This is a genomic window from Colwellia sp. BRX10-4, assembly GCF_014077465.1.
Classification (GTDB): domain Bacteria; phylum Pseudomonadota; class Gammaproteobacteria; order Enterobacterales; family Alteromonadaceae; genus Colwellia_A.
Map to the genome: position 1 here is coordinate 77692 of NZ_JACGVZ010000014.1, position 22991 is coordinate 100682.

Genomic DNA, 22991 nt, shown 5'->3' on the forward strand with positions numbered 1-22991 from the left:
ACTTGAGTTAAGTTGGTTGCGGGAGCCAGATTTGAACTGACGACCTTCGGGTTATGAGCCCGACGAGCTACCAGACTGCTCCATCCCGCGTCCGAATGTCCTAATACCTTCTTAGGAAAGCCAAGTTGTTTTGATTCAAACTTAAGAATTAACTCTTTATACTTGAGTTAAAGTTGGTTATCGGAGCCCATATCTTTCTAAAGTGAACTGACGACCTGATTTTATACTTATATCTTAAGTTGGTTGCGGGAGCCAGATTTGAACTGACGACCTTCGGGTTATGAGCCCGACGAGCTACCAGACTGCTCCATCCCGCGTCCGAATGGTTTAAGTATTTCCATTAAAGGTTACACATAAACAAGCCATAACTGTTTTAATTCTTGTTATTAACGAATCCATTTCAAAAGCATCAGCCCTTGAAATCGATGCGTATCTTAAGGATAGTTACATCACATTGCAAGGCGTTTCTTTAACATTTTTACATCTATTAGAAAAAGGTAGTTAATTGCCCTAATTGTAGCCTAAACGGTGGTTTTATGACCTTCAAAGTCTGCTAATACGGTTATTAAAAATATTTTAAAATATATATCAGTGAATATTGGTGTTTTATGCACGTCTCTATATAAGTAGTTAGCGTCTTTGTTTATAATTAGGTGCATAAATCGGTCTGGAAAACACTCATGCAGCAATTTTTAGCATTAACATCTCCTGGTATAGAAATTTTATTAGCTCAAGAGCTAAAAGATTTAAAAGCATCACAAGTCGTGCAAAAGCCTGAAGGCGTATATTTTATGGCAACAATTGAAGAGGCCTATAAAATCTGTCTCTATTGTCGCTTATCAACGCGAATTTTATTAAAACTTGCTGAAGGTGATGCTGAAAATAAAGATAAACTTTTTGCAACCGCGCAAAGTGTTAATTGGTCTGAACAATTTTCGAGTAACCATACCTTTGCTATTGACTTTGTCGGGTCAAGTGATGAAATCAGAAATACCCAGTTTGGTGCGCTTACAATAAAAGATGCGCTAGTTGATCATTTTCGTGACCAAGGTATGGATAGACCTTCTGTTGACAAAAGCTCGCCAGACATCAGTTTTCAAGCGCGTTTGTTAAGAGAAAAGGTTGTTATCTATCTTGATTTCTCTGGTCGTAGTTTATTTAAGCGTGGCTATCGCGAGCACTCGGGTGCTGCGCCATTAAAAGAGCATCTAGCAGCGGCTATTATTACTCGTTCAGGCTGGTTAGATGATACCACTAAACCGCTTGTTGATCCTATGTGTGGTTCTGGCACGATTTTAATTGAAGCTATAATGATGGCCGCAGGTTACGCACCGGGTATCGACAGAGTAAAATGGGGATTTGATTGCTGGCTTGGTCATCAATTATACCCGTGGCAAGCACAATTAACTCAAGCTAAACAAAAATCACATCTTGGCCTTGAAGAATTAAAAGCGAAAGTTTTTGGTATTGATATTGATAGCCGAGTGATAAATACCGCACAAGTTAATGCACGTAATGCCGGTGTTCAAAAGTTTATTGAATTTTCATGTAAAGATATAAATAATTTAAATAATGGTTTTGGCCACAATGGTACTTTTTTACTCAACCCTCCTTACGGAGAGCGTATTGGTGAATTACCAGAGCTTGTTGAAAATTTTGTTTTATTAGGTCGAAAACTAAAAGCACAATTTGTGGATTGGCGTATTGCTATTTTAACAGCGAATGTTGAATTACTTTCGATGATGAAGCTAGCCAGTAACAAACGCTATAAATTTAAGAATGGTCCATTAGATTGTCAACTTGCTCTTTATAACGTCGATGAAAAACAAGCTTCAGGGCAAAATAACGATGCAGAATTTGAAGATAAAGATTCGGATTTTGGTAATCGCTTATTAAAAAATAAGAAAAATTTAAAAAGCTGGCTGAAAAAAGAAAATATTGAATGTTATCGTTTATACGATGCCGATATTCCAGAATATAATGTCGCGGTAGACGTTTATGGTGAGTATTTGGTTATTCAAGAGTATTCAGCACCTAAAATTATCGAAGAAAGTAAAGTAGCCAAACGTTTACAAGAAGTTATCTATTTTGCTCCTAAGGTACTCGGTGTTCCTACCGATAAGGTGATATTAAAAACCCGTGCCAAGCAAAAGGGCAGTGACCAATATCAACGTGTTGATCAAAGTAAACAGTCGATGATTATCAACGAACATGGTGCAAAATTAAAAATTAATTTATGGGACTACCTAGATACAGGCTTATTTTTAGATCACCGCAAAACCAGGCAAATTGTTGCACAGAAAGCTAAAAACAAATCATTGCTTAATTTATTTGCGTATACCGGTTCTGTTTCATTGCAAGCCGCACTGCATGGCGCAACTAGTATTACTACTGTTGATATGTCTAATACTTACTTGAACTGGGCACAAGAAAACTTCGCCTTAAATAAATTGTCAGGTCATAAATACCAATTTGTACAAGCTGATTGTTTAACTTGGTTAAAAGAGCATAGGGGCACTTATGATGTTGTTTTCGTTGATCCGCCAACTTTCTCAAATTCTAAGCGTATGGAAGACAGTTTTGATGTGCAAAGTGATCACGTGGCGTTAATTACTGACGCAATGAAATGTGTTGCTGAAAACGGCGAGCTTATTTTCACGAATAATAAACGAAACTTCAAAATGGACTTTGACGCTGTTGCTGCTTTAAATTTTGAGGTGAAGTCAATTTCAGCGTTAACCCGCGATAAAGATTTTCAGCGTAATAAGCACATCCATAACAGTTGGTTAATTACCCGTAAAAAAGTTACGGCTTAATGAGTGTTTTATTTCACTTATATAGTAGTGCCGGTTGCCACCTTTGTGAGCAAGCTGCAGAGTTAATTGTTGATATAATACCCGATCACCAAATTAAGGTGGTCGATATTATTGATGATGACACCAGCAGCGAAAATAATTTAGTAAATTTATACGGTGTTCATATTCCCGTATTAGAGCGCTTGAGTGATAACACACTATTATTCTGGCCTTTCGAACAATCACAAGTAGTAGAGTTGATATAAACCATGGAATTAATCCGAATAGCTCAAGGCGAATTAGCCTTCGGTGAAGACAGTATTTTAGATAAGACAGACTTAACGATAAAAACGGGTGAACGTGTCTGTTTAGTTGGTAAGAATGGCGCAGGTAAGTCTTCATTAATGAAAGTGTTAATGGGTAAACAGAACCTAGACGATGGTCAAATTTTGATGTCGAGTAACATCAAGTTAGCGATGTTAGAGCAAGATCCGCCTGAGTCATCTGAAATGAGCGTTTTTGATTATGTTGCTCAAGGTGTTGCTGAAAATGCAGAATTGATTAAGCAATATCACCATATAATTCATATTATTGGTGAAGACCCTTCAGAGAAGAATCTTAATAAATTATCGAACGTTCAACAACAACTTGACCAAGCGAATGCTTGGCAAGATGAACAACGTATCGATAAAGTATTAACCACGCTAGCGTTAGAAGCAGACAAAATGATTTGCGATCTCTCTGGTGGTTGGTTACGTAAACTGGCATTAGCGAAAGCATTAGTCAGCGAGCCTGATGTGCTATTACTTGATGAGCCTACTAACCATTTAGACATTAGTAGCGTGTTGTGGTTAGAGCAATTTTTAAAAGACTTTAAAGGCACTATTATATTCATTAGCCATGATAGAGCATTTATTCGTGGTTTAGCGACCCGTATTTTAGACTTAGACCGTGGTCAGCTCGTTAGCTACCCTGGTAACTATGATCTTTATATCGAACAAAAAGCTCACGACTTAGAAGTTGAGTCCACACAAAATGCCCTTTTTGATAAGCGTCTAGCTGAAGAAGAAGTATGGATAAGACAAGGGGTTAAGGCTCGCAGAACGCGTAACGAAGGCAGAGTTCGTTCACTTGAAAAATTACGAGTCGAACGCCAAGAACGACGTGAAGTTAAGAAACAGGGTGATATTAATATATCAACCGGTGATCGCTCAGGTAAGTTAGTCTTTGAGTGTGAAAACTTGCATATGGCGTTTGGTGATAAAACCATTTTCAATGGTTTAGATTTACTTATAACCCGTGGTGACCGTTTAGCGCTTATTGGTGCCAACGGTACGGGTAAGTCAACGTTAATCAAATTAATCATGGAACAACAACAACCCAGCTCAGGAAAGATGCGTGTTGGTGTTAATTTAGATGTGGCTTATTTTGATCAACATCGCGATGCTTTAGACTTGAGTATGACCGTTCAGGACACCGTTGCCGAAGGCAAGCAAGAAGTCACTGTTAATGGGGTAACACGCCATGTATTGGGATATTTGCAAGATTTCTTATTCAGTCCCAAACGTGCCAGAACTCCTGTACGTGCGCTTTCAGGTGGTGAAAAAAATCGCTTGTTATTAGCACGTCTATTTTTAAGACCCAGCAACTTACTTATTCTCGATGAACCAACTAATGATCTAGATATAGAAACTTTAGAATTATTAGAAGAAGTCGTTGCAAATTATGCAGGAACCGTTATTTTAGTAAGCCATGATCGCGATTTTGTTAATAATTGTGTAAATAGTTGTCTTTACTTTGATGGCAGTGGTGAAATAACAAATATTGTTGGTGGTTATGATGATGTTGATAGTTATTTAGCATACAAAGCTGAACAGCGTAAGCAGTTAGCTGAAGGTATAAAAGCCCCCGTTAATTCAGTGAATGAGAGTAAAACCGCAGTTAATGTACCGACTAAAAAAAAATTATCGTTCAAAGATAATCGTGAATTAGAAGCGCTACCTGGGCAGGTTGATGAACTTGAAGCATTAATAAATTTATTGCAAGAACAAGTCAACGACGCTAACTTTTTTGCTCAAGATAGCGATAAAACAAAAAATATATTGAACCAGCTTGAAGAAAGTGAGTCAAAACTCGAAATCGCTTTCGCAAGATGGCAAGAGCTAGATGAATTATAACAAGAAATGAGAGTTAAGTAGTATATGAACAAATTTGTAAAATCTGTATTAGTTTTAGGAATTAGCAGTGCGTTAAGTTTATCAATGGCACAGGCAGCTAAATATGAAGTTATCGATAAAGGTGGCATTGATATAGTTAAATATAGTTATGCTCAGCAAGAAAACAACCAAAATCAAATGGCTATTTCTGGCTCAGATATTTATAATTTTCCCGTTCAATTTCAGTACTTTGATACTAATGATTTTGATAGTATTGTTAGATTTGCCAATTTACAATATGAAGATGTTGATGGCTTAGTCGATATTGAAAACGAAAACGACTTAAGGTTAGGCAATCCAACCGCTAACGATTTAGCTTGGGCTGTCCTGTATTTGACTAGTCAAAACAGCAGTAGCTCAGCTAGGTTTTATCAAAAAATTGGTAATATCTTGGCTATGCGTAACTTAACAGGTAAAGCGGGTGATACTGAAAGCTTTGCTGTATTTGACCAATATTTTCCAGATACCACAACATTGACGCGTTCAACGGTTGATTATGTAAACGGTATTACTAATGATGGCTGGATTTATGGTAACGGCTCAGCTCCATATACTGCATTGCCATTTACGGGCACTGATAATAACCCAGTTGTCTATTGGGTTCGTGATTTTACCTCAAGAGCCTTTTATTCTCCTGATGCTGGCAATACCATTATTGAGTTAAAGCCACCGACTGAAGGTGACGATGTTGCTGAAAATCTTCGCTTAGGCGGTGATTCTGCTATTTTAGACATGAGTGAATCTTTATTTGCTGTCGGTTATGCCAGTACGAGTATCGATCAAGAAGCGCTTGATTTTATTTTTGATGAAACGGGTGGCTGTGCAGACCCTGCTATTTTAGCAAATGCTCCGTTCGAAATTTGTATTCAAAATGCTGTGTCGAGTATGTATAGCACTGAAGCAATAAAGTGGACGCTAAATTTGGAAGGGGCAACAAAGACCGAGACTTTAGGACACTTAGTTACGCCAAATGTTGATGATACAAGAGAATTTCTTAACTACGCACAGGCTATTAATAATGATGGCGTTGCTGTTGGTTTTGCTCATGGTTGGGTGGATGAGAACGAAACCGAACCAAGCAGAAATGAACGTCGAAATTTATATGCGGTAGTTTATAAAAATGGCCAAGTAAAAGACTTCACCGATGATCATAGTAAGTTTTTTGATTCTCGTACTTACGGTATTAATAATGCTGGTATTGCTATCGGCCACACTAAAACTGTGGTTAATGGTAATACGCGTACAAAATTCTTTCATGTAGATACCAATGATTTTGATAGTGGTATGCAAATGATAATGCCTGATGACTTTTTCAAGGGCTCATCAAGTACTGCACGTGCTATTAACGAAAATGGTATTATTGTTGGTGAGGGTGAAGTTGAAACACATAACGATCAGCAATCTCCTCGTCGTAGACATGCTTTTATGTATGAGATTGCCAGTAAGACTTTTACCGATCTTAATGACTTTTTAACTTGTGACTCTCAGTACACAATTATCGAAGCGCGTGACATTAACGATAAAAATGAAATATCTGCTTCAGCACTTGTTAAAGCACCTCGCCGTGACGCAAAAGGTGAATTGATGTTTGATTTAGATACTGGCGAGCAGCTTGTCGAAGATGTTGTTCGTGCTGTCACATTGAGACCGTTAGCGGGTGAGATAGATGACTGTTCAGCGGTTGAGGAAAAAATAGAAAGAGAAGGCGCTGGTTTAGGCTTTATCAGTTTATTCGCTCTATTAACCTTTGGCTTTACTCGACGAGTGTTGAAAAAAAGCTAACGATGAGTTTTTAAATATATGATTAGGTCTAGGTTAATTATTAACCTAGACCTTTTTTATGCAACATTGTTATTTATTTCATTTTCCTCAAGCAAAAATTATTCAAATGCATATTTCTGAACAAGAAAGAGACGCCGTTTATAAAACTATCTTTTCACGTCGAGATGTTAGAAGCGATTTTATTAACAAATCAATCCCAGAAGATGTTTTAAAGCGGGTATTAACCGCTGCGCATCATGCCCCCAGTGTTGGTTTTATGTAACCGTGGGACTTTATCGTTATTAATGATAAAGAAACAAAACAAAAAATTAAGCATGGATTTGAGCAAGCAAATTCGGTCTCTAAAAAAATGTTTGCAGATAATAAACAACAAAGCTATCAAAAATTAAAAATTGAAGGGATTTTAGAAGCGCCGATAGGAATATGTGTCACATGTGATAGAGAAAGAAATGGCCCAGTTGTCTTAGGAAACCGATCATAGCTGAAATGGATTTATACAGTGCAGTTTGCGCTGTACAAAACTTATGGCTTGCCGCAAGAGCAGAAAATTTAGGCGTTGGCTGGGTAAGTATTATTGAAGATGAGAAGCTTAGAGATGCTTTGAATATTCCCGCAAAAATTGAAATTATTGCTTATTTATGCATCGGTTATGTCACACATTTTAAAAAAACCTAAATTAGAAAGTGCAGGGTGTCTGCCGAGACGTTCAGTTGATAACGCGATACACTATAATAAGTGGACACAAGAAGTAAACTAACATATACAACGGAGCATATCATGACAGAAGAAACTATCTTTTCAAAAATAATCAGACAAGAAATACTGACACCTTTACTCTATCAAGATGAACTCGTGACAGCATTTAGAGACATAACACCACAAGCGAGTACCCATGTCCTTATTATTCCGAATAAATTAATTCCGACGATCAATGATGTCACTGACGATGACGAACTCACTCTAGGACGTATGATCACTGTCGCTAAAAAAATAGCTAAAGAAGAGGGCATTGCTGAAAATGGCTACCGCCTTATTATTAACTGTAATGAGCATGGCGGCCAAGAGGTTTATCACATTCACATGCACCTAGTCGGTGGGCAACGTTTAGGTAAAATGATCGCGCTTTAAAGCTTTGTATTTATATTGAATACAAATGAGTTGAGTCGCTGAAATGCTACGGTCAATGGTAATGCGAGAATGGCAAAGCTACTTCATAATTATTATAAGATTTTTTATTGGTTATACTGCGTGAATTGGAAAGAATTATTAGAAAATAAGAACCGACTTTTTTGGTTAGTGCATAGCACAAGTTGGTTTGGATTTGCTTTAGTGCATTATTTAGGATCATTATTACATGATCCTCGTGATATTTTTGTCGTGATAATTTTTCTCAATGCTTATGCAGGTTGGCTGTTCACTGTGCCTTTGCGCTACCTATATCGTAGAGTCTGGAATTTTAGTCCTGCAAAAATAGCCGTTGTGGTCATAGTCGCCTCTTATTTGGTTGGCGTACTTTGGCAAGTTGTTAAAAACATTAATCATTGGGAAATATACAAGCACGGTTATCGCCCTGATTTTTGGCTGTACTACACCACTAACAGTGTTTATTCATTTTTTATTATTTTGAGCTGGAGTGGTTTATACTTTGGTACAAAATATTATCAAATGCTGCAAAAAGAAAAACAAAATGTTCTAGAGGCTAACAGCGTCGCTCACCAGGCTCAGCTTAAAATGCTGCGTTATCAGCTCAATCCTCATTTTTTGTTTAATACTCTTAATGCAATCTCTACCCTTGTTTTGGTTAATGAAAATAAAATAGCCAATGGTATGGTGACTAAATTAAGTGAGTTTCTTCGCTATTCTCTTGATAAAGATCCGATGAAAAAAGTCACCTTAAATAGTGAGTTGCATGCATTAAAACTTTACCTAGATATAGAAAAAGTTAGATTCGAAGACCGATTATGTGTAGAGTTTACCGCAGCGGATGATTGTAAAGATGCCTTAGTACCCAGTATGATATTACAACCTATTGCTGAAAATTCTATTAAGTATGCTATTGCTTCTCAAGAGAGTGGCGGTACCATTAAAGTTACGGTGACCCGCTTTGCCAATGACTTATTATTAGAACTTGCCGATGATGGTCCAGGTGCTGAAATTAAAAATGGTAATATTTATCGTGAAAATGGTGTTGGCCTCGCAAACAGCCGAGAAAGATTAGCTGCATTGTACGGTAGTGATTTTTCTTTAGTTGTTGCCAATAATACGCCAAAAGGTGTTAAAGTGAGCATTAGAATGCCCTATGAACTAGAGATAAATACATGACAAAGCTTCTGTCAACAATCATAGTTGATGATGAACCTTTAGCAAGGAAAGGCCTTGCCGTAAGATTAGCGGAACATAAAGACGTTGATATTATTGCACAATGCCATAATGGTCGTGAAGCACTTGAAGCCGTGCGAGCCTATGAACCTGATTTAATGTTTCTTGATATTCAAATGCCAGGCCTCAATGGTTTTGAAGTCGTGCAAGCTATTATTGAAAGAGGATTAAAGCTACCCATTGTTATTTTTGTCACCGCCTTTGATCAATATGCCTTACAAGCCTTTGAAGTTCACGCACAAGACTACCTGTTAAAGCCTGCTGATGAAACTCGCTTAGCTGACTCTATGGACAAGGTTAGGCAGAGCCTGATCAGCTCAGAAAATGCTGCTCATAAATCTAAACTTATTCAGCTAGTCTGTGATGTTACCGGTAATGATTGTGACAAAATTTTAGCTGAGCTCGCAAATAATCAACCGGTAAGTTTATCTTCTTACTCTGATATCTTAGCTATAAAAGATGCAGGAGAAGTGAGTAGAGTCCCAGTTAAAGACATTTTATGGATTGACGCTGCGGGAGACTATATGTGTGTTCATACCCATAGCGCTACACATATATTACGTAAAACAATGAAACAGCTTGAAGAAATATTAGACCCAAAGCAATTTGTACGCATTCATCGCTCAACCATAGTCAATAAAAATTATGTTGATAAGTTTTGTAGCCAACTTAACGGCGAATATTACTTAGTGATGAGTAATGGCAAAGAATTAAAAGTGAGTCGAAGTTACAAAGAAAAAGTTAAACAAGCTGTTGGTATCCAAAGCGTCAAAATTAGTCTTTCCGATTGAATTATTTACTTGACGCCTCTCTTATTAAGCAGCGCAGGTTTTGTTTCAATCCACCTTTTCATTGAACGCTATTCCTTAAGTAGCCATGTTTTTAATGGCTTTAGTCTTTTTTGTTAACTTTATTATTGTTATTTCACTTGGCATAGTTATTCTTCAAATGTCAGAGGATAAAATTTTAGAATCCCTTTATTGACCTTGGACTTTAATGCAGTTTCCTCATAGATTTTTACTCAACAGATAATTAAAGTTCAACTGGGGTAAATAACAGTTGGCTTTTATTGCTTTATCGCTTACTTTAAATATCAGTTACTTGCCTCTTTATCGGGCGCTATATATATATCAATTAATGGAGATTTACTATGTCTACAGCAGTACGAGCATCTGACACACCTTTTGCAGTCGACGTTGAAGAAGGTAAAAAATATTCTTGGTGTTCTTGTGGGGAAAGCCAAAAACAACCCTTTTGTGATGGCTCTCATAAAGGCTCAGAATTTTCGCCAGTAAGATATACCGCAACAGAGTCAAAAAAAGTATTTTTTTGTGGCTGTAAACAAACAGCATCTCAGCCGATGTGTGATGGTAGTCATAAAAAATCTTAAGCTAAAATTTTTTATCTGCGACTAGGTTAAGACAAACGCTGTTTTGTTTGACCCTAGTTTTATCAGTAACGTCGAGAAACCATTCTCTTCGTTATAATAACGTCTTGGTCAATGGCCATATCATTTGACACACCCGTTAGATTATAATATTTTGCCTATAACCTGCTTGGGTTACATTAGCCTGATGCAATTATGGTAATTTTTTCTCTAGTATATCCATCGCTTCTTTTTCTCCATGAACTAGCACTACGGGTGGTTTATTTTCAAACCCTTGATACCACTCAAGTAATCCTTATTGATCAGCATGAGCTGAAAAACCGCTAAGGTTGTGTATATTTGCTTCAACGTGTACTTTTTCTCCCCATAAATTAACGTGCTGACAACCCTCAATAAGAGCTTGGCCTAATGTTCCTCTTGCTTGAAAGCCGCCAATAATCACATGCGCATTTTGACACCAGATGTTATGTTTAAAATGGTGTTTAATTCTACCACCCGTACACATACCGCTACCCGCTATAATAGCTCCAGAGGACATTTTATTGATTTTCATTGAAGACTGAGTTGTTTCTGACATGTGCAGGTTCGGTAAATTAAATATTCCTTCATCATGATGAATACCAACAGCTTTTTTATCATAAACTCACGGTGTTTGGCGTAAACCTTAGTCGCTTTTATCCCCGTAGGACTGTAGAGCAAAATTTGCCAGTCTGCCAGTTGTCACGCCTTGAAGTGATGCTGAAATTCATAAATAAGCTCCTGGGTTCGTCCCACTGTAAAAACAGGTATAAGAATATTGCCTTTGCTGCTTTTTGCTTGAGCTATTATTTTACCCCTTTCTTGCCAGTTTAGGTGTGTTCTATCGCCATAGGTACTTTCCATGATAACAAGGTCAGCATGTTTAACGATAAAGGGATTGCGTAAAATAGCCGCGTCTTTATGGCCTAAATCACCACTAAAGACGATTTTTTACTCACTCCACCTTTGACAAGTGTTAATTCAAGAATGGCTGAGCCAATAATATGGCCGGCATCTCTAAGGGTTAGTTTGACACCATCACATATTTCTAATTCATCATCATAGGTAAGCCCTTTGAAGTACTGACATGCTGTTTTTGCTTCTGCCTTCGTATAAAGAGGTTCTATTAATGTTAACCCTTTACACTGACGTTTTTATTTTCCCAGCTCGCTTCTTTTTCGTGTATGTGGCCGGAGTCGATTAACATAATTTTACATAAATCTGCCGTGGTATTATGGGTATAAATAGAACCGTGAAACCCCTCCTTGATTAATATGGGTAATCGACCCGAGTGGTCAAGGTGTGCATGAGTGATCACCACGGCATCTAACTCACTAACATCAAAATGGAAGGGGTGATGGTTGTGTTTTTCATGGTGATGAGAACCTTGAAACATACCACATTCAATCAGTATGTTTTTGTTATTACCCTGTACCAAATAGCAAGAGCCAGTGACTTCTCTAGTGGTTCCAAAAAATTTAATGTTCATGTTAACTCCCATACCTTTTAATGTGGATAATATTGATATCTGGTTTGTTGATAAGGTTTTAATAAATAGTTAGGTTGTAAAAAGGATACTAAATCAATGAGTTCAGTCACAGTCATTACATCATTAAAGACTTTCATCTTTGATTCACCTTGAGGTGTTCTAAACTGTGGTGAATGTAAATTTGAAAATTTATGGGATGGATTAATAATAGAGGTAACCAATTCAGCATAAATGACAATTTTAGTTTTGTTACCACCCAGAGAAACTGAAAGGGTTTGCTGATTTGCAATACTATCATCCTTAACACCATCAAGTGTGTGGCAGGCTAAACATTGATATTTTAAGAAAGCTATTTTACCTGCTTTAATATTCCCTGTAGGCAGACTAAATCCTCTTGGCGAGTCAATTCCTTTACCACAACTGAACAGCGTTAATGACATAACGACAAGTAAACTCAATAGAAAGTAATTCATTATTATTCCTTAATCATTTTTAGGTTGAATTAATAGCCAGCTAGTTAACACTCTGCGCTATATGAAAAAATAGAGAATCGGTTCTTGCCCATTGATAATTTAAAAAATTTCTAATCATATCAGGGGTATTTCATTAAATAGTAGAATAAATTAACAAGATACTTTAGCAAAGGTAGAGGTAGTAGCTTCTACTAATCGATTGATTTTTAGTCTAGTTACCGTTGATAAAGAGCGCTAGTTTATCTGTATCAAGGTTGATACAGATCAATCAGCTTGTTGTTAGTTATGATCTCATTGATGAGTAGATAGCCAAATTTTGGCGTTTTTTATCATAGCTTAAGCAATGCAATTTATGACTTTAGATCACTTCATTAAACAATGTGTGGCAACGCACAGACACTTTGTTGATATCAATTTATGATGAATTATGGATATACATGCACTTTATCGATAGGGGAATTATTAAAATTTTCCCATCTTATTTTAATGATTAAAATATGCAATTATTTTAATAAAATACTGCAGCTCATTGCCTGTTAACATTATAGTTTTTTAGCCAGTGTAGATGCACACAGGAGCAACAAATGAAACGTATTTATTTTCTAGCCCCCGATGTTAAGGTTACATGTGAATTGGTAAACCTGTTTCGCGCTGATGGCATTAGCGATAGTCAAATGCATCTAATAGCAAACGATAAAATCGATTTAAGCGATCTCCCCAAAGCGGATGCATTGGATGATTCCGACTTGTACCCAGCGATCAAACGGGGTGTTATAGCTGGTGGGACAACTGGATTATTGGCAGGCCTGGCGGTTATAACCCTTCCGGCTACGGGTTTAGCCCTTGGTGGTGCAGCTATTTTAGGCTTTACCGTCGCAGGTGCGAGTTTTGGTGCTTGGGTCTCAGGTATGGTAGGCGCTGGTTTAAGTGATCAGGAGAAGGTTGCATGCGAAACTGCAATTAGTAATGGCGAAGTGCTGATGATGTTGGATGTTCCAGCTGATCACCAGATTGAGGTATATCACAATAAAGTAGCCAGTGTTTGTCCGCTGGTTGAGATTCGTCAAACAGAAATTACTGTATCACCGCTTTAGCCCTCCTTTTAAATAGAGACATTACCTGCACAAGTGCGTCAGTAATTATCTACTACTGGCCACATCAAGGGTTAACGTAAGCACTTATAAAAAATAAAAAATAAAAAATAAAAAATCACCATTTGAATTTCCTCAGATTCAATGGAAAGTTATCTAATAAATCTAGCCTGTGAAAACGTTATTTCAACACTCAACTTCAATCAAAATTCATTATTTGTGATGATGTTCTATCTATCACAGGCTGTATTGACTGAAATAATTTATGACGACTACGTGTGGTATCGAACAGAAAACTAATATTATTTATCGTAGAATTATCTGATGAGCCTGAGTCGGAAATTACAAAGTGTGTCTATCCAAAAACAAATAATATAATACGATTATTTAATTAAAGTTATATAATACAGTTTGATAGGATGGGCAGTTATTAATTATAAAGTTAAAACCTATTTTTCGAAAGTTAGTTAATAAATAGAGGAGCCTATGACGCCAGATAATAACAACGCTAAAAAGCCCAAATCAGAGCTACCTGATCTAAGCAAAGTAGTCTGTAAATTTTTTCAAAAGTATCAAGCATTACTGCCAACGAGTAGTGGCAAAAAACCTGGATGGATTATCCTTGCAGTTATATTGCTCACTGGTGGTATTTATACCGCGGTATACACAGTTCCTAGCGATTCTGTAGCTGTTGTACTGTGATTTGGTAAGTTTGAAGCTATTTTCCCTGCGGGTTTACATTTCAAATTACCTTTAGGTATAGAGCAAGTGAACATAGTGCCAACAAAGCGGCAGTTGAAGCAAGAGTCTGGCTTTTCAACGCCTGGTGCTAAAGACCCTGACCAAAATATCTCCATAAACAACTCGTTCAATGATTCTTTAAAGAATATAGGCCGTAGTGCTCGTGAGCGTGACTTAGCCATAGCAAGTAATCAAGTGGGAGAAACGCAAATGGTGACGGGAGATTTGAATACAGCACTGGTGGAATGGGTCATTCAGTATCGAATTGCTGATCCCAAAAATTACTTATTTGAAGTACGTGATCCAGCAGGTACGTTACGCTATGTTTCTGAATCAGTAATGCGTGAAGTGGTAGGTGATAGAACCGTTGACGAAGTGATCACTATTGGCCGTCAAGAAATTGAAGTTGAAGCACTTAAAAAAATGCAGGCTTTGGCAACTAAATATGTAATGGGCATCAGTATTGACCAAGTTCAATTAAAGAATATTAATCCGCCGAAGCCCGTTCAAGCCTCGTTTAATGAGGTAAATCAGGCTCAACAAGAAAAGGAAAAGCTGATTAATGAAGCGCGCCGAGATTACAATCGTATTATCCCATTGGCAGAAGGCGAGCGAGATCAACGTATTCGCGAAGCAGATGGCTATAGAATAAAACGAATTAATGAAGCAGAAGGTGATGTATTACGTTTTAATGCACTATATGACCAATTTAAGTTGGCGCCAGAGGTAACGCGCAGGCGCATTTACGTGGAGACCATGCAAAAAGTAATGCCAACCATAAGCAACAAAATTATCATTGATAGTGGCACAATAGATGTTTTACCTTTGCTTGATTTAACATCTATTGAAGGGAGAAAACCATGAAACGTTATTTAAGCTTATTCACGAGTATTTTGCTATTCGTTATTATTACCTTACTTTATGGCGCCTTTTACACCGTAAATGAAGTTGAACAAGTCATTATTACCCAATTTGGTCGTCCCGTTGGTGAGCCGGTTGTTGATGCAGGTATTAAGTTTAAATTACCTTATATACAACAGGTTAATTCGATTGATAAACGTGTATTGGAATGGGAAGGTACACCTTCAGATATGCCGACAAAGGACAAGTTATATATTTCTGTTAGCTTATATGCGCGTTGGCAGATAACCGACCCATTGCCGTATTTTTTACGTCTGGGGGATGAACGTAGTGCGCAGTCGAGATTAGATGATATTTTTGGTAGTGAGACACGAAACGCGGTAGCAACACATAAACTAATTGAAATTATTCGGACCACTAAAGGCCGTCAACCTCTGCGTGACCCATTGTTAACTGATGCAGAAAAAGCATTAGATATGGGCAGTTTAGTGCCGATCCATAAAGGTAGGAAACTTGTCGAACAAGACATATTTAACGCCGCGGCAGAAAAGGTTAAGGTGTTTGGTATCGAACTATTAGATATTCGTTTTAAGCGCATTAATTATAATGAAAGTGTACGACCAAAAATTTATGAGCGCATGATCAGTGAACGTCGCCAAATTGCCGAAAGGTTTCTATCTGAAGGAAAAGGTGAAGCAGCTAGGATATTAGGCAACCGCGAACGCGATTTAAATAAAATTCAATCAGAAGCTTATCGTCAAGTTGTAGAAATTCGCGGTAAAGCCGATGCTAAAGCCGCTGGAATTTATTCTACAGCACACAGCCAAAGTCAAGAATCTATTGAATTTTATGCTTTTACACGAACCTTGCAAGCCTATGAACTTGCTATTGGCGAAGATACGACATTAGTACTGTCGACTAACAGTGACTTATTTAAATATTTACACAATGCCACCCCACCAAAAAATATCATCGAAAAGTAAACGATACATTGATATGTTAAATAGCATCAATACAAATAAGTCTATATAAAAAACTGCTTTACTGGTACTCCTAATTTGCATCGTTAGATGCTAGGAGTAGCGGTGACTATCATAACGAATAATTAACGGAGTGTTATCATGGGATCTCATCATACCAATCAAAATAAACACGCTACCGTGAACTTCTCTGCTTTGAAAACTGCAATAGGAAATGGCGAAGCGTTATTAATAAAAAACTTACTAGCAAATCAATCCATGCAAGATCTTGAAAAAAACACCTCATTAATTTAGCCTATATAAACAAAAACCCCGTTATCATCAAGCTACTCGAAGGTATTCCTGTTAAGGAATAGGCCATTAGTATCGTTAATATTGACTAGGATTCAGGCATTTACATTTAAAATCTACAGTTGAATATTAACCTCTACAACAATGAATAATAAACAGGTCAACAATATGACCTGTTTATGCATTATTCTAAAAAATTTACCCTTCAAAATTAATTAAGAAGGGTAACAAAATTAGTCTGTCGATGCTAAATTTCGTAGTACATAATGTAATATGCCACCATGTTGGTAGTATTTGAATTCGTTGGGTGTATCAATACGAATTTTTACTTCAAAGGAATGTTCATTACCCTCTTCAGTTTGAACGGATATTGTCACCGTTTTCTGCCCAATACTCACGGCAGGAATACTGAATTGCTCTTCACCTGTTAGCTTTAGTGACTCGGCATTATCATCTGGCATAAATTGCAATGGTAATATCCCCATGCCGACTAAATTAGAGCGATGAATACGTTCGTAACTCTGTGCAATAACCGCTTTAACGCCCAATAAAGCTGGCCCTTTGGCGGCCCAATCACGAGAACTGCCCGTACCATACTCTTTTCCAGCTAAGACAATTGAAGCAATGTTTTGTTGTTGATATTGCATCGCCGCATCAAAAACACTCATTTTTTCACCTGATGGCATCAGTGTCGTCCAACAGCCCTCAGTGCCGGGTGCTAATAAATTACGTAAACGAACATTGGCAAAAGTACCGCGCATCATCACTTCATGATTACCGCGTCTAGAGCCATAAGAATTAAAGTCTTTGGGTGAGACGCCTTCACTTTGTAAATACTCAGCCGCGGGGCTATCTAGCGCAATCGAACCGGCAGGAGATATATGGTCAGTAGTGACACTATCACCCAGTTTTAATAAACATCGAGCATTTTTAATTGGGTTAATAGTTGGTATTTTTGCGCTAATATTATTAAAAAATGGTGGCAATTTAACGTAGGTAGAAGCTGGCCAATCATATTTTTGGCTTTGTACTATATCCAGCGCTTGCCAGTCTTTATTACCGCTATACACATCTTCATATCGGGAAATAAACATTGAACTGTCGATAACTTTTTCGATAACTTGTTTAATTTCCTGACTATCTGGCCAGATGTCATGTAAATAAACCGGTTTACCTGTAGGGTCATCACCTAGTGAGCCCGTGGTAATATCTATCTTCATATTACCCGCTAAAGCATAAGCAACGACCAAAGGAGGAGAGGCTAAATAATTAGCTTGGACTTCTGGGTGAATACGACCTTCAAAGTTACGATTACCCGATAAAACAGAGGTAACAGATAAATCACCTTGATGAATAGCGTCGCTAATTTCGGTAGGTAAAGGGCCGGAGTTACCAATACAGGTAGTACAACCGTATCCGACTAACTGAAAACCAAGGGCATCTAAATCTTCATTTAAGCCAGATTTAAGCAGATAATCAGTGACCACTTGTGAACCAGGTGCAAAACTGGTTTTTACCCAAGGTTTAACCGTTAATCCTCGCAGCCGGGCATTTCTGGCTAATAGTCCAGCGGCAATTAATACCGATGGATTTGAGGTGTTAGTGCAACTGGTAATTGCCGCTATAACGACGGATCCGTGTTTTAATACAAAGTCTTCATCAGCATACTGACAGGGAACGCCTGAATCTTCATTACTAGCAGGTAATAGCACTGAAGGTTGTCCGCCTTCACTTTCAAAGCCACTTTCACTATCGCTCGAGACTGCTTGTTTTATACCGTGTTGTAAAGCTAACCAGTCACGATACGCCAGACCGGCACGGTCCAGTGAAATTCTGTCTTGAGGACGTTTAGGACCAGCAATAGAAGGCACTACTTCATCTAGTTTTAATGATAATCGGCTATGATAAACAGCATGCTGTTGAGACTGCGTTCCCCACATATCCATCGTTTTTAAATAGGACTCTACGCGTTCAATGTGGTCACTGTCACGCCCGGTTAATTGCAGATAATCGGTAGTTTGATGATCGATGGGGAAAATTCCACACGTTGCCCCATATTCTGGCGCCATATTGGCTATGGTTGCTCGGTCAGCCAAGGTCAGTTCATTCACCCCAGTACCAAAGAACTCGACAAACTTACCTACTACACCTGCAGCACGTAATTGTTCGGTTACCGTTAAGACTAAGTCAGTCGCTGTAGTTCCTGCAGGTAATTTTCCCGTTAATTCAAAACCAACAATTTCAGGTATTAACATGGTCACCGGTTGTCCCAACATCGCCGCTTCAGCTTCGATACCGCCGACTCCCCAACCTAACACACCTAAGCCATTAATCATGGTGGTATGTGAATCGGTACCAACCAAGGTATCTGGGTAAAGTAAATTATTCTCGTCGGGCTTTTTGAATACTACGCGGGCTAAATATTCGAGATTTACCTGATGTACAATACCACGGCCCGGTGGTACCACTTTAAAATTATCAAAACTTTGCTGACCCCAGCGTAAAAACTGATAGCGTTCACGATTACGCTGAAACTCAATTGCGGTGTTTTTTTCCATCGCATCAGCTTGACCAAACACATCGACCATAACTGAATGGTCGATGACCAATTCGACTGGATTTAATGGGTTTATTTTTTCGGCTTTTCCACCCATTTTTACTATCGCATCTCGCATAGCCGCTAAATCAACTACGGCGGGTACCCCAGTAAAGTCTTGCAAAATTACGCGAGCAGGTACAAAGGCAATTTCAGTATCCTGCCAGTTGTCTACATCCCAATTGGCTAAGGTTTCAATATCCCCTTGTTGGACAAAATCACTATCTGCATGTCGTAATAAGTTTTCTAAAAGGATTTTAGCGGCAAAAGGCAAACGTGAAAGGTCATACTTATCCGCTAAACCATCAAAACTGTGGTAGTGGCAAATTTCACCATTAATTTCAAGTTGCTTTAAACGTTGTATAGAGTTGGCCATTGTCGTTATCTCCATTAAAAGTATTAATCTGATTGGTATACGCATAATGATAAACGTAGTTAATATACCCTAGCATACATGGACGAAAACATAATGTGGCAGCCAAAATAAAGGGCTGGTAACATGTATAGTTATATAACAATCAGTAGGGTGTTTATTACAAATGAGACTCGAGTCAAATAATTTATCATGATAGGTCGATTTAATAAGACAGGATAAATTAGTGATACGACCCTCGATGAACACCTGTTATGGAAAGGTAAGTCTTGCTGCAACCGATAGATAATTAACGACATTATATTAATTGCCGACTTAATTGATTGGCTCGATCACAGCAGGTTCGTTACCATCATAATATTCAAAGCAATATATTTATTGCTTAAATCAATGCTTATTGCTCTTTATAACGCACTGCCAATACATCACATTTTGCGCCGTGTAAAATGGCATTTGCGGTAGAGCCTAATAATAAACGTAAACCATGTACGCCATGGCTACCTGTTATAATTAAATCGACATTTTCGTGCTCTGCGAAAGCTAATATTTCTTCGCTAATATATCCGACCGATATACACAAGTGTTGTTCGGTGATATTCAGCCTTTTAGCTAATGGTTGAAGTATTTCTTTGGCTTGTTCTTTTAGTTTTTCTGTATTACCAAAACTGCCAACTGGGTCTGGACTCGGAACAACACCAAGTGCTCCACCATAATTAGGTATCGGCTCTACCACATGAATAATACTGAGTTTAGCATCGGTGAACTGTTGTAATTGAGCGACTTTATCTTCAATATAGTTTTTTGAATCATGAAGTTCTGTGGCAAATAAAATATGTTTATACATAACGTTTTCCTCTATTAAATCATAAGGGTCTTATTGGTGGCTGGCAAAGCATTAACTTGTTGTTTTACCTGTTTTAAAGGGTGCTACTTCTTTTACTGAAGTAAAACTTTTATGGTCTTGTCCATTCCACTAATGAATAAAATTTTATAACGCTAAGCTCTAAACACTACCTTGTACTTTACGTAAAGATATATCTGTACGCTGTCACACATAACCTAATAATTATCGTACTATTTTTCATGCGAAAGCCACTAGAACAGCAGGCTATTTCTTCGTTAGACTTTACCGTAGTGGAAAGTTTAAGTTTTTGTCTTTAAATGTTATTGTTGTTTGCTATGTTGTTATCTGAATGTAAGCGCTTCTACTTCGGGTGGTCTAAATGTTGATTAGTGCGATATATACTTTTATTACCTAAAATAAAAATGATCATCTAAAAAGAGTGTTGTGTACGGTATCGAACCGAACAGCGAAATTTTTTTTGTTAAGATATAATATTATTTAGTAGCTTGATTTAATTCTTAAGAAGGGACGCACACGATGCAAAAAATAATCGACATTCAAATTTCCCCCTTACAAAATCACTTATTAGCTGTTTTGCCTGATGAAGTAAAAGAACGACTCTTTCCTTTTGTTGAATTAGTAAAGCTAGAGTTAGGCGAGGTGATGTACGAAGCTGGTGATAAGCTCGCTAATGTATACTTTCCCGTTGACTCTATTGTTTCTTTATTATACGTAATGGAGAGTGGCGCTTCGGCAGAAATTTCTGTGGTAGGTAACGAAGGCGTTGTTGGTATTGCGTTGTTTATGGGCGGAGAAAGTACGTCCAGCCGAGCTGTGGTTCAAAGTGCAGGTTATGCTTATCGGCTTAAAGGAAAACGCTTAACCCAAGAGTTCCATCGTCATGGAAAATTGTTAGGTGTAATGCTTCGTTATACCCAATCCCTTATTACTCAAATGTCACAGACTGCAGTATGTAATCGCCACCATACGATTGATCAGCAATTATGCCGTTTTCTTTTACTGTCGCTTGACCGTTTACCCGATAATACCCTAGTGATGACTCAGGAACTTATTGGTAATATGTTAGGGGTTCGCCGAGAAGGGGTGACAGAAGCTGCGGGAAAACTGCAGAAGTTGGGTGTCATTGATTATCATCGCGGTCATATTACCGTGTTAAATAGGCAGAAACTTGAAAGCTTAAGTTGTGAATGCTACGCGGTTGTAAAAAAAGAAACCGACCGATTGCTCCCTCATGAAAACGAAAAAGTTTATTATCACTCAAAAAACGTTATTAATCTTTAATTAACGGTATTTATCCTAGTGAGTAAGACTGTCTTTTATCTTCATAAGCATATGATTATTAATGTTTTTTAATTAATTTGTAATGTTCAGTACAATAATAGCTATTGCGCTAAATAAGGCTGTCACGCCATTGACTTTTATCAAAAATTTTCCTGCAATATCCGCATCAAAACGTTAAGACTTTAGCGCTGGCATTGAAGAAAACCTCGCGACATCTCGCGACATCTCGCGACATTATAGACACCGCTATTGCTTAGTGAACTAATCATTTTAAATATGTAAGTTATAAAGTCATATAAGTAAGTAATGTTTGCCAGCGCACAGATCCTCTATTTTATAACGCTTACACTTGACTATTGCTGCTATAAATTAAATTTTAATTATTTAAGGCAATATTATTTTTCTGTATCAGAGAGCAAACATATGCGATCAAAAGAAAAGCAAGAAGTCACCAATGAGTTGTTAGATGGGCTACCAAATAAACTCAGAAAAACTATTCTAGCGCAATGCGAGCAGGTTCATTTAACCTCCGGTGATATATTGCATGAGCGTGGGCAAGGCATTGAGTACATATTTTATCCTTTAACAGGGTATATTTCACTGGTCACTACAGGTACGAGACACCCACCGCTTGAATTGTGTATTATTGGTAATGAAGGTATGTTGGGTATTTCCAATATTTCAGGGGTACAATCGGCTCCTGATAGAGCTGTTGTTCAGGGGTCTGGAACGGCGCTGCGCTTATCTGTTAAGCAATTTCAGTATCAACTGAAAAACTTTCCATTACTGTTAAAAAGATTGAATGATTACCTTTATATTTTGTTTGTGCAAGGTTCTCAATCATTAGTCTGCATGCGATTTCATCCCATAGCATCTCGTCTTGCTCGTTGGTTACTCATGACTGATGATAGGGCACATTCTACTCATTTAAATCTAACACATCAATTTCTTGCTGATATGCTTGGCGTTCGAAGAAGCGGTATAACAGTAGCCGCTTGCTTATTAAAAGATAAAAAGTTAATTAGCTATACACGAGGTACCATTCAGATACTTAATCGTAAGGGCTTAGAGCGGGAAGCTTGTGAGTGTTATCAGCTGATGAAAGGTAATTATACCCATAGGTTAAACTAGACCACTTTAGCTATTCGTTTGTTTTAAATAATCGTTAATAAAGACTTTTTTTATAACCTCAAACAGTATTTTACACTATTTTTAGTCTGTTAATCAGCGCTAAGACCACTTTAAAAACCCTCTGTTTCAACTTACCAGCATTAGTTTTAAGCCGTTTAGGTAAAAGCCATTTTTTAGACAGTACGCTAACGTACAGAGCCTTCCCCCTTGTCATCGTATAATATTTTTAGATTTAGCTTAAT

Annotated in this window: 20 protein-coding genes, 2 tRNA genes and 2 pseudogenes; 16 read left to right on the top strand and 8 right to left on the bottom strand. The window is 37.7% G+C overall.

Annotated elements, in window-relative coordinates:
- Positions 1 to 13 precede the first annotated feature (13 nt).
- Positions 14 to 90 (bottom strand) — tRNA-Met (locus tag H4J67_RS12340).
- Between the two features lie 150 nt (positions 91 to 240).
- Positions 241 to 317, bottom strand: a tRNA-Met gene (locus H4J67_RS12345).
- Between the two features lie 363 nt (positions 318 to 680).
- Between H4J67_RS12345 and rlmKL the strand changes: the two genes are divergently transcribed.
- The 10 genes from rlmKL (at position 681) to H4J67_RS12390 (ending at position 10562) form a co-directional block, all read left to right on the top strand.
- Positions 681 to 2816, top strand: a complete 2136-nt coding sequence (gene rlmKL / locus H4J67_RS12350) for a bifunctional 23S rRNA (guanine(2069)-N(7))-methyltransferase RlmK/23S rRNA (guanine(2445)-N(2))-methyltransferase RlmL (protein WP_182173407.1) — start codon at positions 681 to 683, stop codon at positions 2814 to 2816.
- Complete coding sequence (locus H4J67_RS12355) at positions 2816 to 3061, top strand: glutaredoxin family protein (RefSeq protein ID WP_182173404.1); 246 nt, start codon at positions 2816 to 2818, stop codon at positions 3059 to 3061. The genes rlmKL and H4J67_RS12355 overlap by 1 nt, the downstream gene beginning before the upstream one ends.
- 3 nt (positions 3062 to 3064) lie before the next feature.
- On the top strand, positions 3065 to 4972 hold the full coding sequence (locus tag H4J67_RS12360) for an ABC transporter ATP-binding protein (RefSeq protein WP_182173401.1): 1908 nt from the start codon (positions 3065 to 3067) through the stop codon (positions 4970 to 4972).
- Between the two features lie 24 nt (positions 4973 to 4996).
- A complete protein-coding gene (locus H4J67_RS12365; RefSeq protein ID WP_182173398.1) occupies positions 4997 to 6793 on the top strand; it encodes a DUF3466 family protein in 1797 nt (598 codons plus the stop codon).
- 106 nt (positions 6794 to 6899) lie between these two features.
- Positions 6900 to 7055 carry a nitroreductase family protein gene (locus H4J67_RS20690; RefSeq protein ID WP_259368591.1) on the top strand — a complete coding sequence of 52 codons (156 nt, stop codon included), beginning with the start codon at positions 6900 to 6902 and terminating at the stop codon, positions 7053 to 7055.
- A 224-nt stretch (positions 7056 to 7279) separates the two neighbouring features.
- Positions 7280 to 7468 carry a nitroreductase family protein gene (locus H4J67_RS20695; RefSeq protein ID WP_259368592.1) on the top strand — a complete coding sequence of 63 codons (189 nt, stop codon included), beginning with the start codon at positions 7280 to 7282 and terminating at the stop codon, positions 7466 to 7468.
- Between the two features lie 102 nt (positions 7469 to 7570).
- A complete protein-coding gene (locus H4J67_RS12375; protein WP_182173395.1) occupies positions 7571 to 7921 on the top strand; it encodes an HIT domain-containing protein in 351 nt (116 codons plus the stop codon).
- A 120-nt stretch (positions 7922 to 8041) separates the two neighbouring features.
- Positions 8042 to 9115: a histidine kinase gene (locus H4J67_RS12380; protein WP_310650644.1), complete on the top strand. Its 1074-nt coding sequence runs from the start codon at positions 8042 to 8044 to the stop codon at positions 9113 to 9115.
- Positions 9112 to 9963, top strand: coding sequence for a LytTR family DNA-binding domain-containing protein (locus H4J67_RS12385; RefSeq protein WP_182173389.1), 852 nt, complete (start codon positions 9112 to 9114; stop codon positions 9961 to 9963). Before H4J67_RS12380 ends, H4J67_RS12385 begins: the two co-directional genes overlap by 4 nt.
- A gap of 359 nt (positions 9964 to 10322) precedes the next feature.
- Entirely contained in the window at positions 10323 to 10562 is a 240-nt protein-coding gene (locus tag H4J67_RS12390; protein WP_182203899.1) for a CDGSH iron-sulfur domain-containing protein, read from the top strand.
- 190 nt (positions 10563 to 10752) lie between these two features.
- Here H4J67_RS12390 and H4J67_RS21245 read toward each other — a convergent pair.
- The 4 genes and pseudogenes from H4J67_RS21245 to H4J67_RS12400 form a co-directional block, all read right to left on the bottom strand.
- Positions 10753 to 10842: pseudogene (locus H4J67_RS21245) on the bottom strand (MBL fold metallo-hydrolase RNA specificity domain-containing protein); the annotation flags it as partial.
- Between the two features lie 12 nt (positions 10843 to 10854).
- Complete coding sequence (locus H4J67_RS20345) at positions 10855 to 11178, bottom strand: hypothetical protein (RefSeq protein WP_404842794.1); 324 nt, start codon at positions 11176 to 11178, stop codon at positions 10855 to 10857.
- A gap of 531 nt (positions 11179 to 11709) precedes the next feature.
- Positions 11710 to 12066, bottom strand: a complete 357-nt coding sequence (locus H4J67_RS20350; RefSeq protein WP_220471647.1) for an MBL fold metallo-hydrolase — start codon at positions 12064 to 12066, stop codon at positions 11710 to 11712.
- A 17-nt stretch (positions 12067 to 12083) separates the two neighbouring features.
- Positions 12084 to 12539: a cytochrome C gene (locus H4J67_RS12400; protein WP_182173383.1), complete on the bottom strand. Its 456-nt coding sequence runs from the start codon at positions 12537 to 12539 to the stop codon at positions 12084 to 12086.
- A 584-nt stretch (positions 12540 to 13123) separates the two neighbouring features.
- Here H4J67_RS12400 and H4J67_RS12405 point away from each other — a divergent pair.
- The 4 genes and pseudogenes from H4J67_RS12405 to H4J67_RS12420 all read left to right on the top strand — a co-directional run bounded on the left by H4J67_RS12405 (position 13124) and on the right by H4J67_RS12420 (position 16506).
- The gene (locus tag H4J67_RS12405; protein ID WP_182203901.1) at positions 13124 to 13633 is read left to right on the top strand and encodes a DUF1269 domain-containing protein; all 510 of its coding nucleotides are present in this window, start codon (positions 13124 to 13126) and stop codon (positions 13631 to 13633) included.
- A gap of 483 nt (positions 13634 to 14116) precedes the next feature.
- Positions 14117 to 15235, top strand: a pseudogene (gene hflK, locus H4J67_RS12410) (FtsH protease activity modulator HflK).
- The gene (hflC, locus tag H4J67_RS12415) at positions 15232 to 16215 is read left to right on the top strand and encodes a protease modulator HflC (protein WP_182173377.1); all 984 of its coding nucleotides are present in this window, start codon (positions 15232 to 15234) and stop codon (positions 16213 to 16215) included. Before hflK ends, hflC begins: the two are co-directional and overlap by 4 nt.
- 138 nt (positions 16216 to 16353) lie before the next feature.
- Positions 16354 to 16506, top strand: coding sequence for a hypothetical protein (locus tag H4J67_RS12420; protein ID WP_310650643.1), 153 nt, complete (start codon positions 16354 to 16356; stop codon positions 16504 to 16506).
- Between the two features lie 230 nt (positions 16507 to 16736).
- Here H4J67_RS12420 and acnA read toward each other — a convergent pair whose 3' ends face one another.
- Together acnA and H4J67_RS12430 are read right to left on the bottom strand one after the other, a co-directional pair.
- Positions 16737 to 19475, bottom strand: coding sequence for an aconitate hydratase AcnA (gene acnA / locus H4J67_RS12425; protein ID WP_182203903.1), 2739 nt, complete (start codon positions 19473 to 19475; stop codon positions 16737 to 16739).
- Between the two features lie 391 nt (positions 19476 to 19866).
- On the bottom strand, positions 19867 to 20316 hold the full coding sequence (locus H4J67_RS12430; RefSeq protein ID WP_182173371.1) for a universal stress protein: 450 nt from the start codon (positions 20314 to 20316) through the stop codon (positions 19867 to 19869).
- Positions 20317 to 20853: 537 nt separating this feature from the next.
- Here H4J67_RS12430 and H4J67_RS12435 point away from each other — a divergent pair.
- Positions 20854 to 21618 (top strand): Crp/Fnr family transcriptional regulator, encoded by a 765-nt coding sequence (locus tag H4J67_RS12435; protein WP_182173368.1) that lies wholly within the window; start codon positions 20854 to 20856, stop codon positions 21616 to 21618.
- 423 nt (positions 21619 to 22041) lie between these two features.
- Positions 22042 to 22749 carry a Crp/Fnr family transcriptional regulator gene (locus tag H4J67_RS12440; protein ID WP_182173365.1) on the top strand — a complete coding sequence of 236 codons (708 nt, stop codon included), beginning with the start codon at positions 22042 to 22044 and terminating at the stop codon, positions 22747 to 22749.
- Positions 22750 to 22991: the final 242 nt, after the last annotated feature.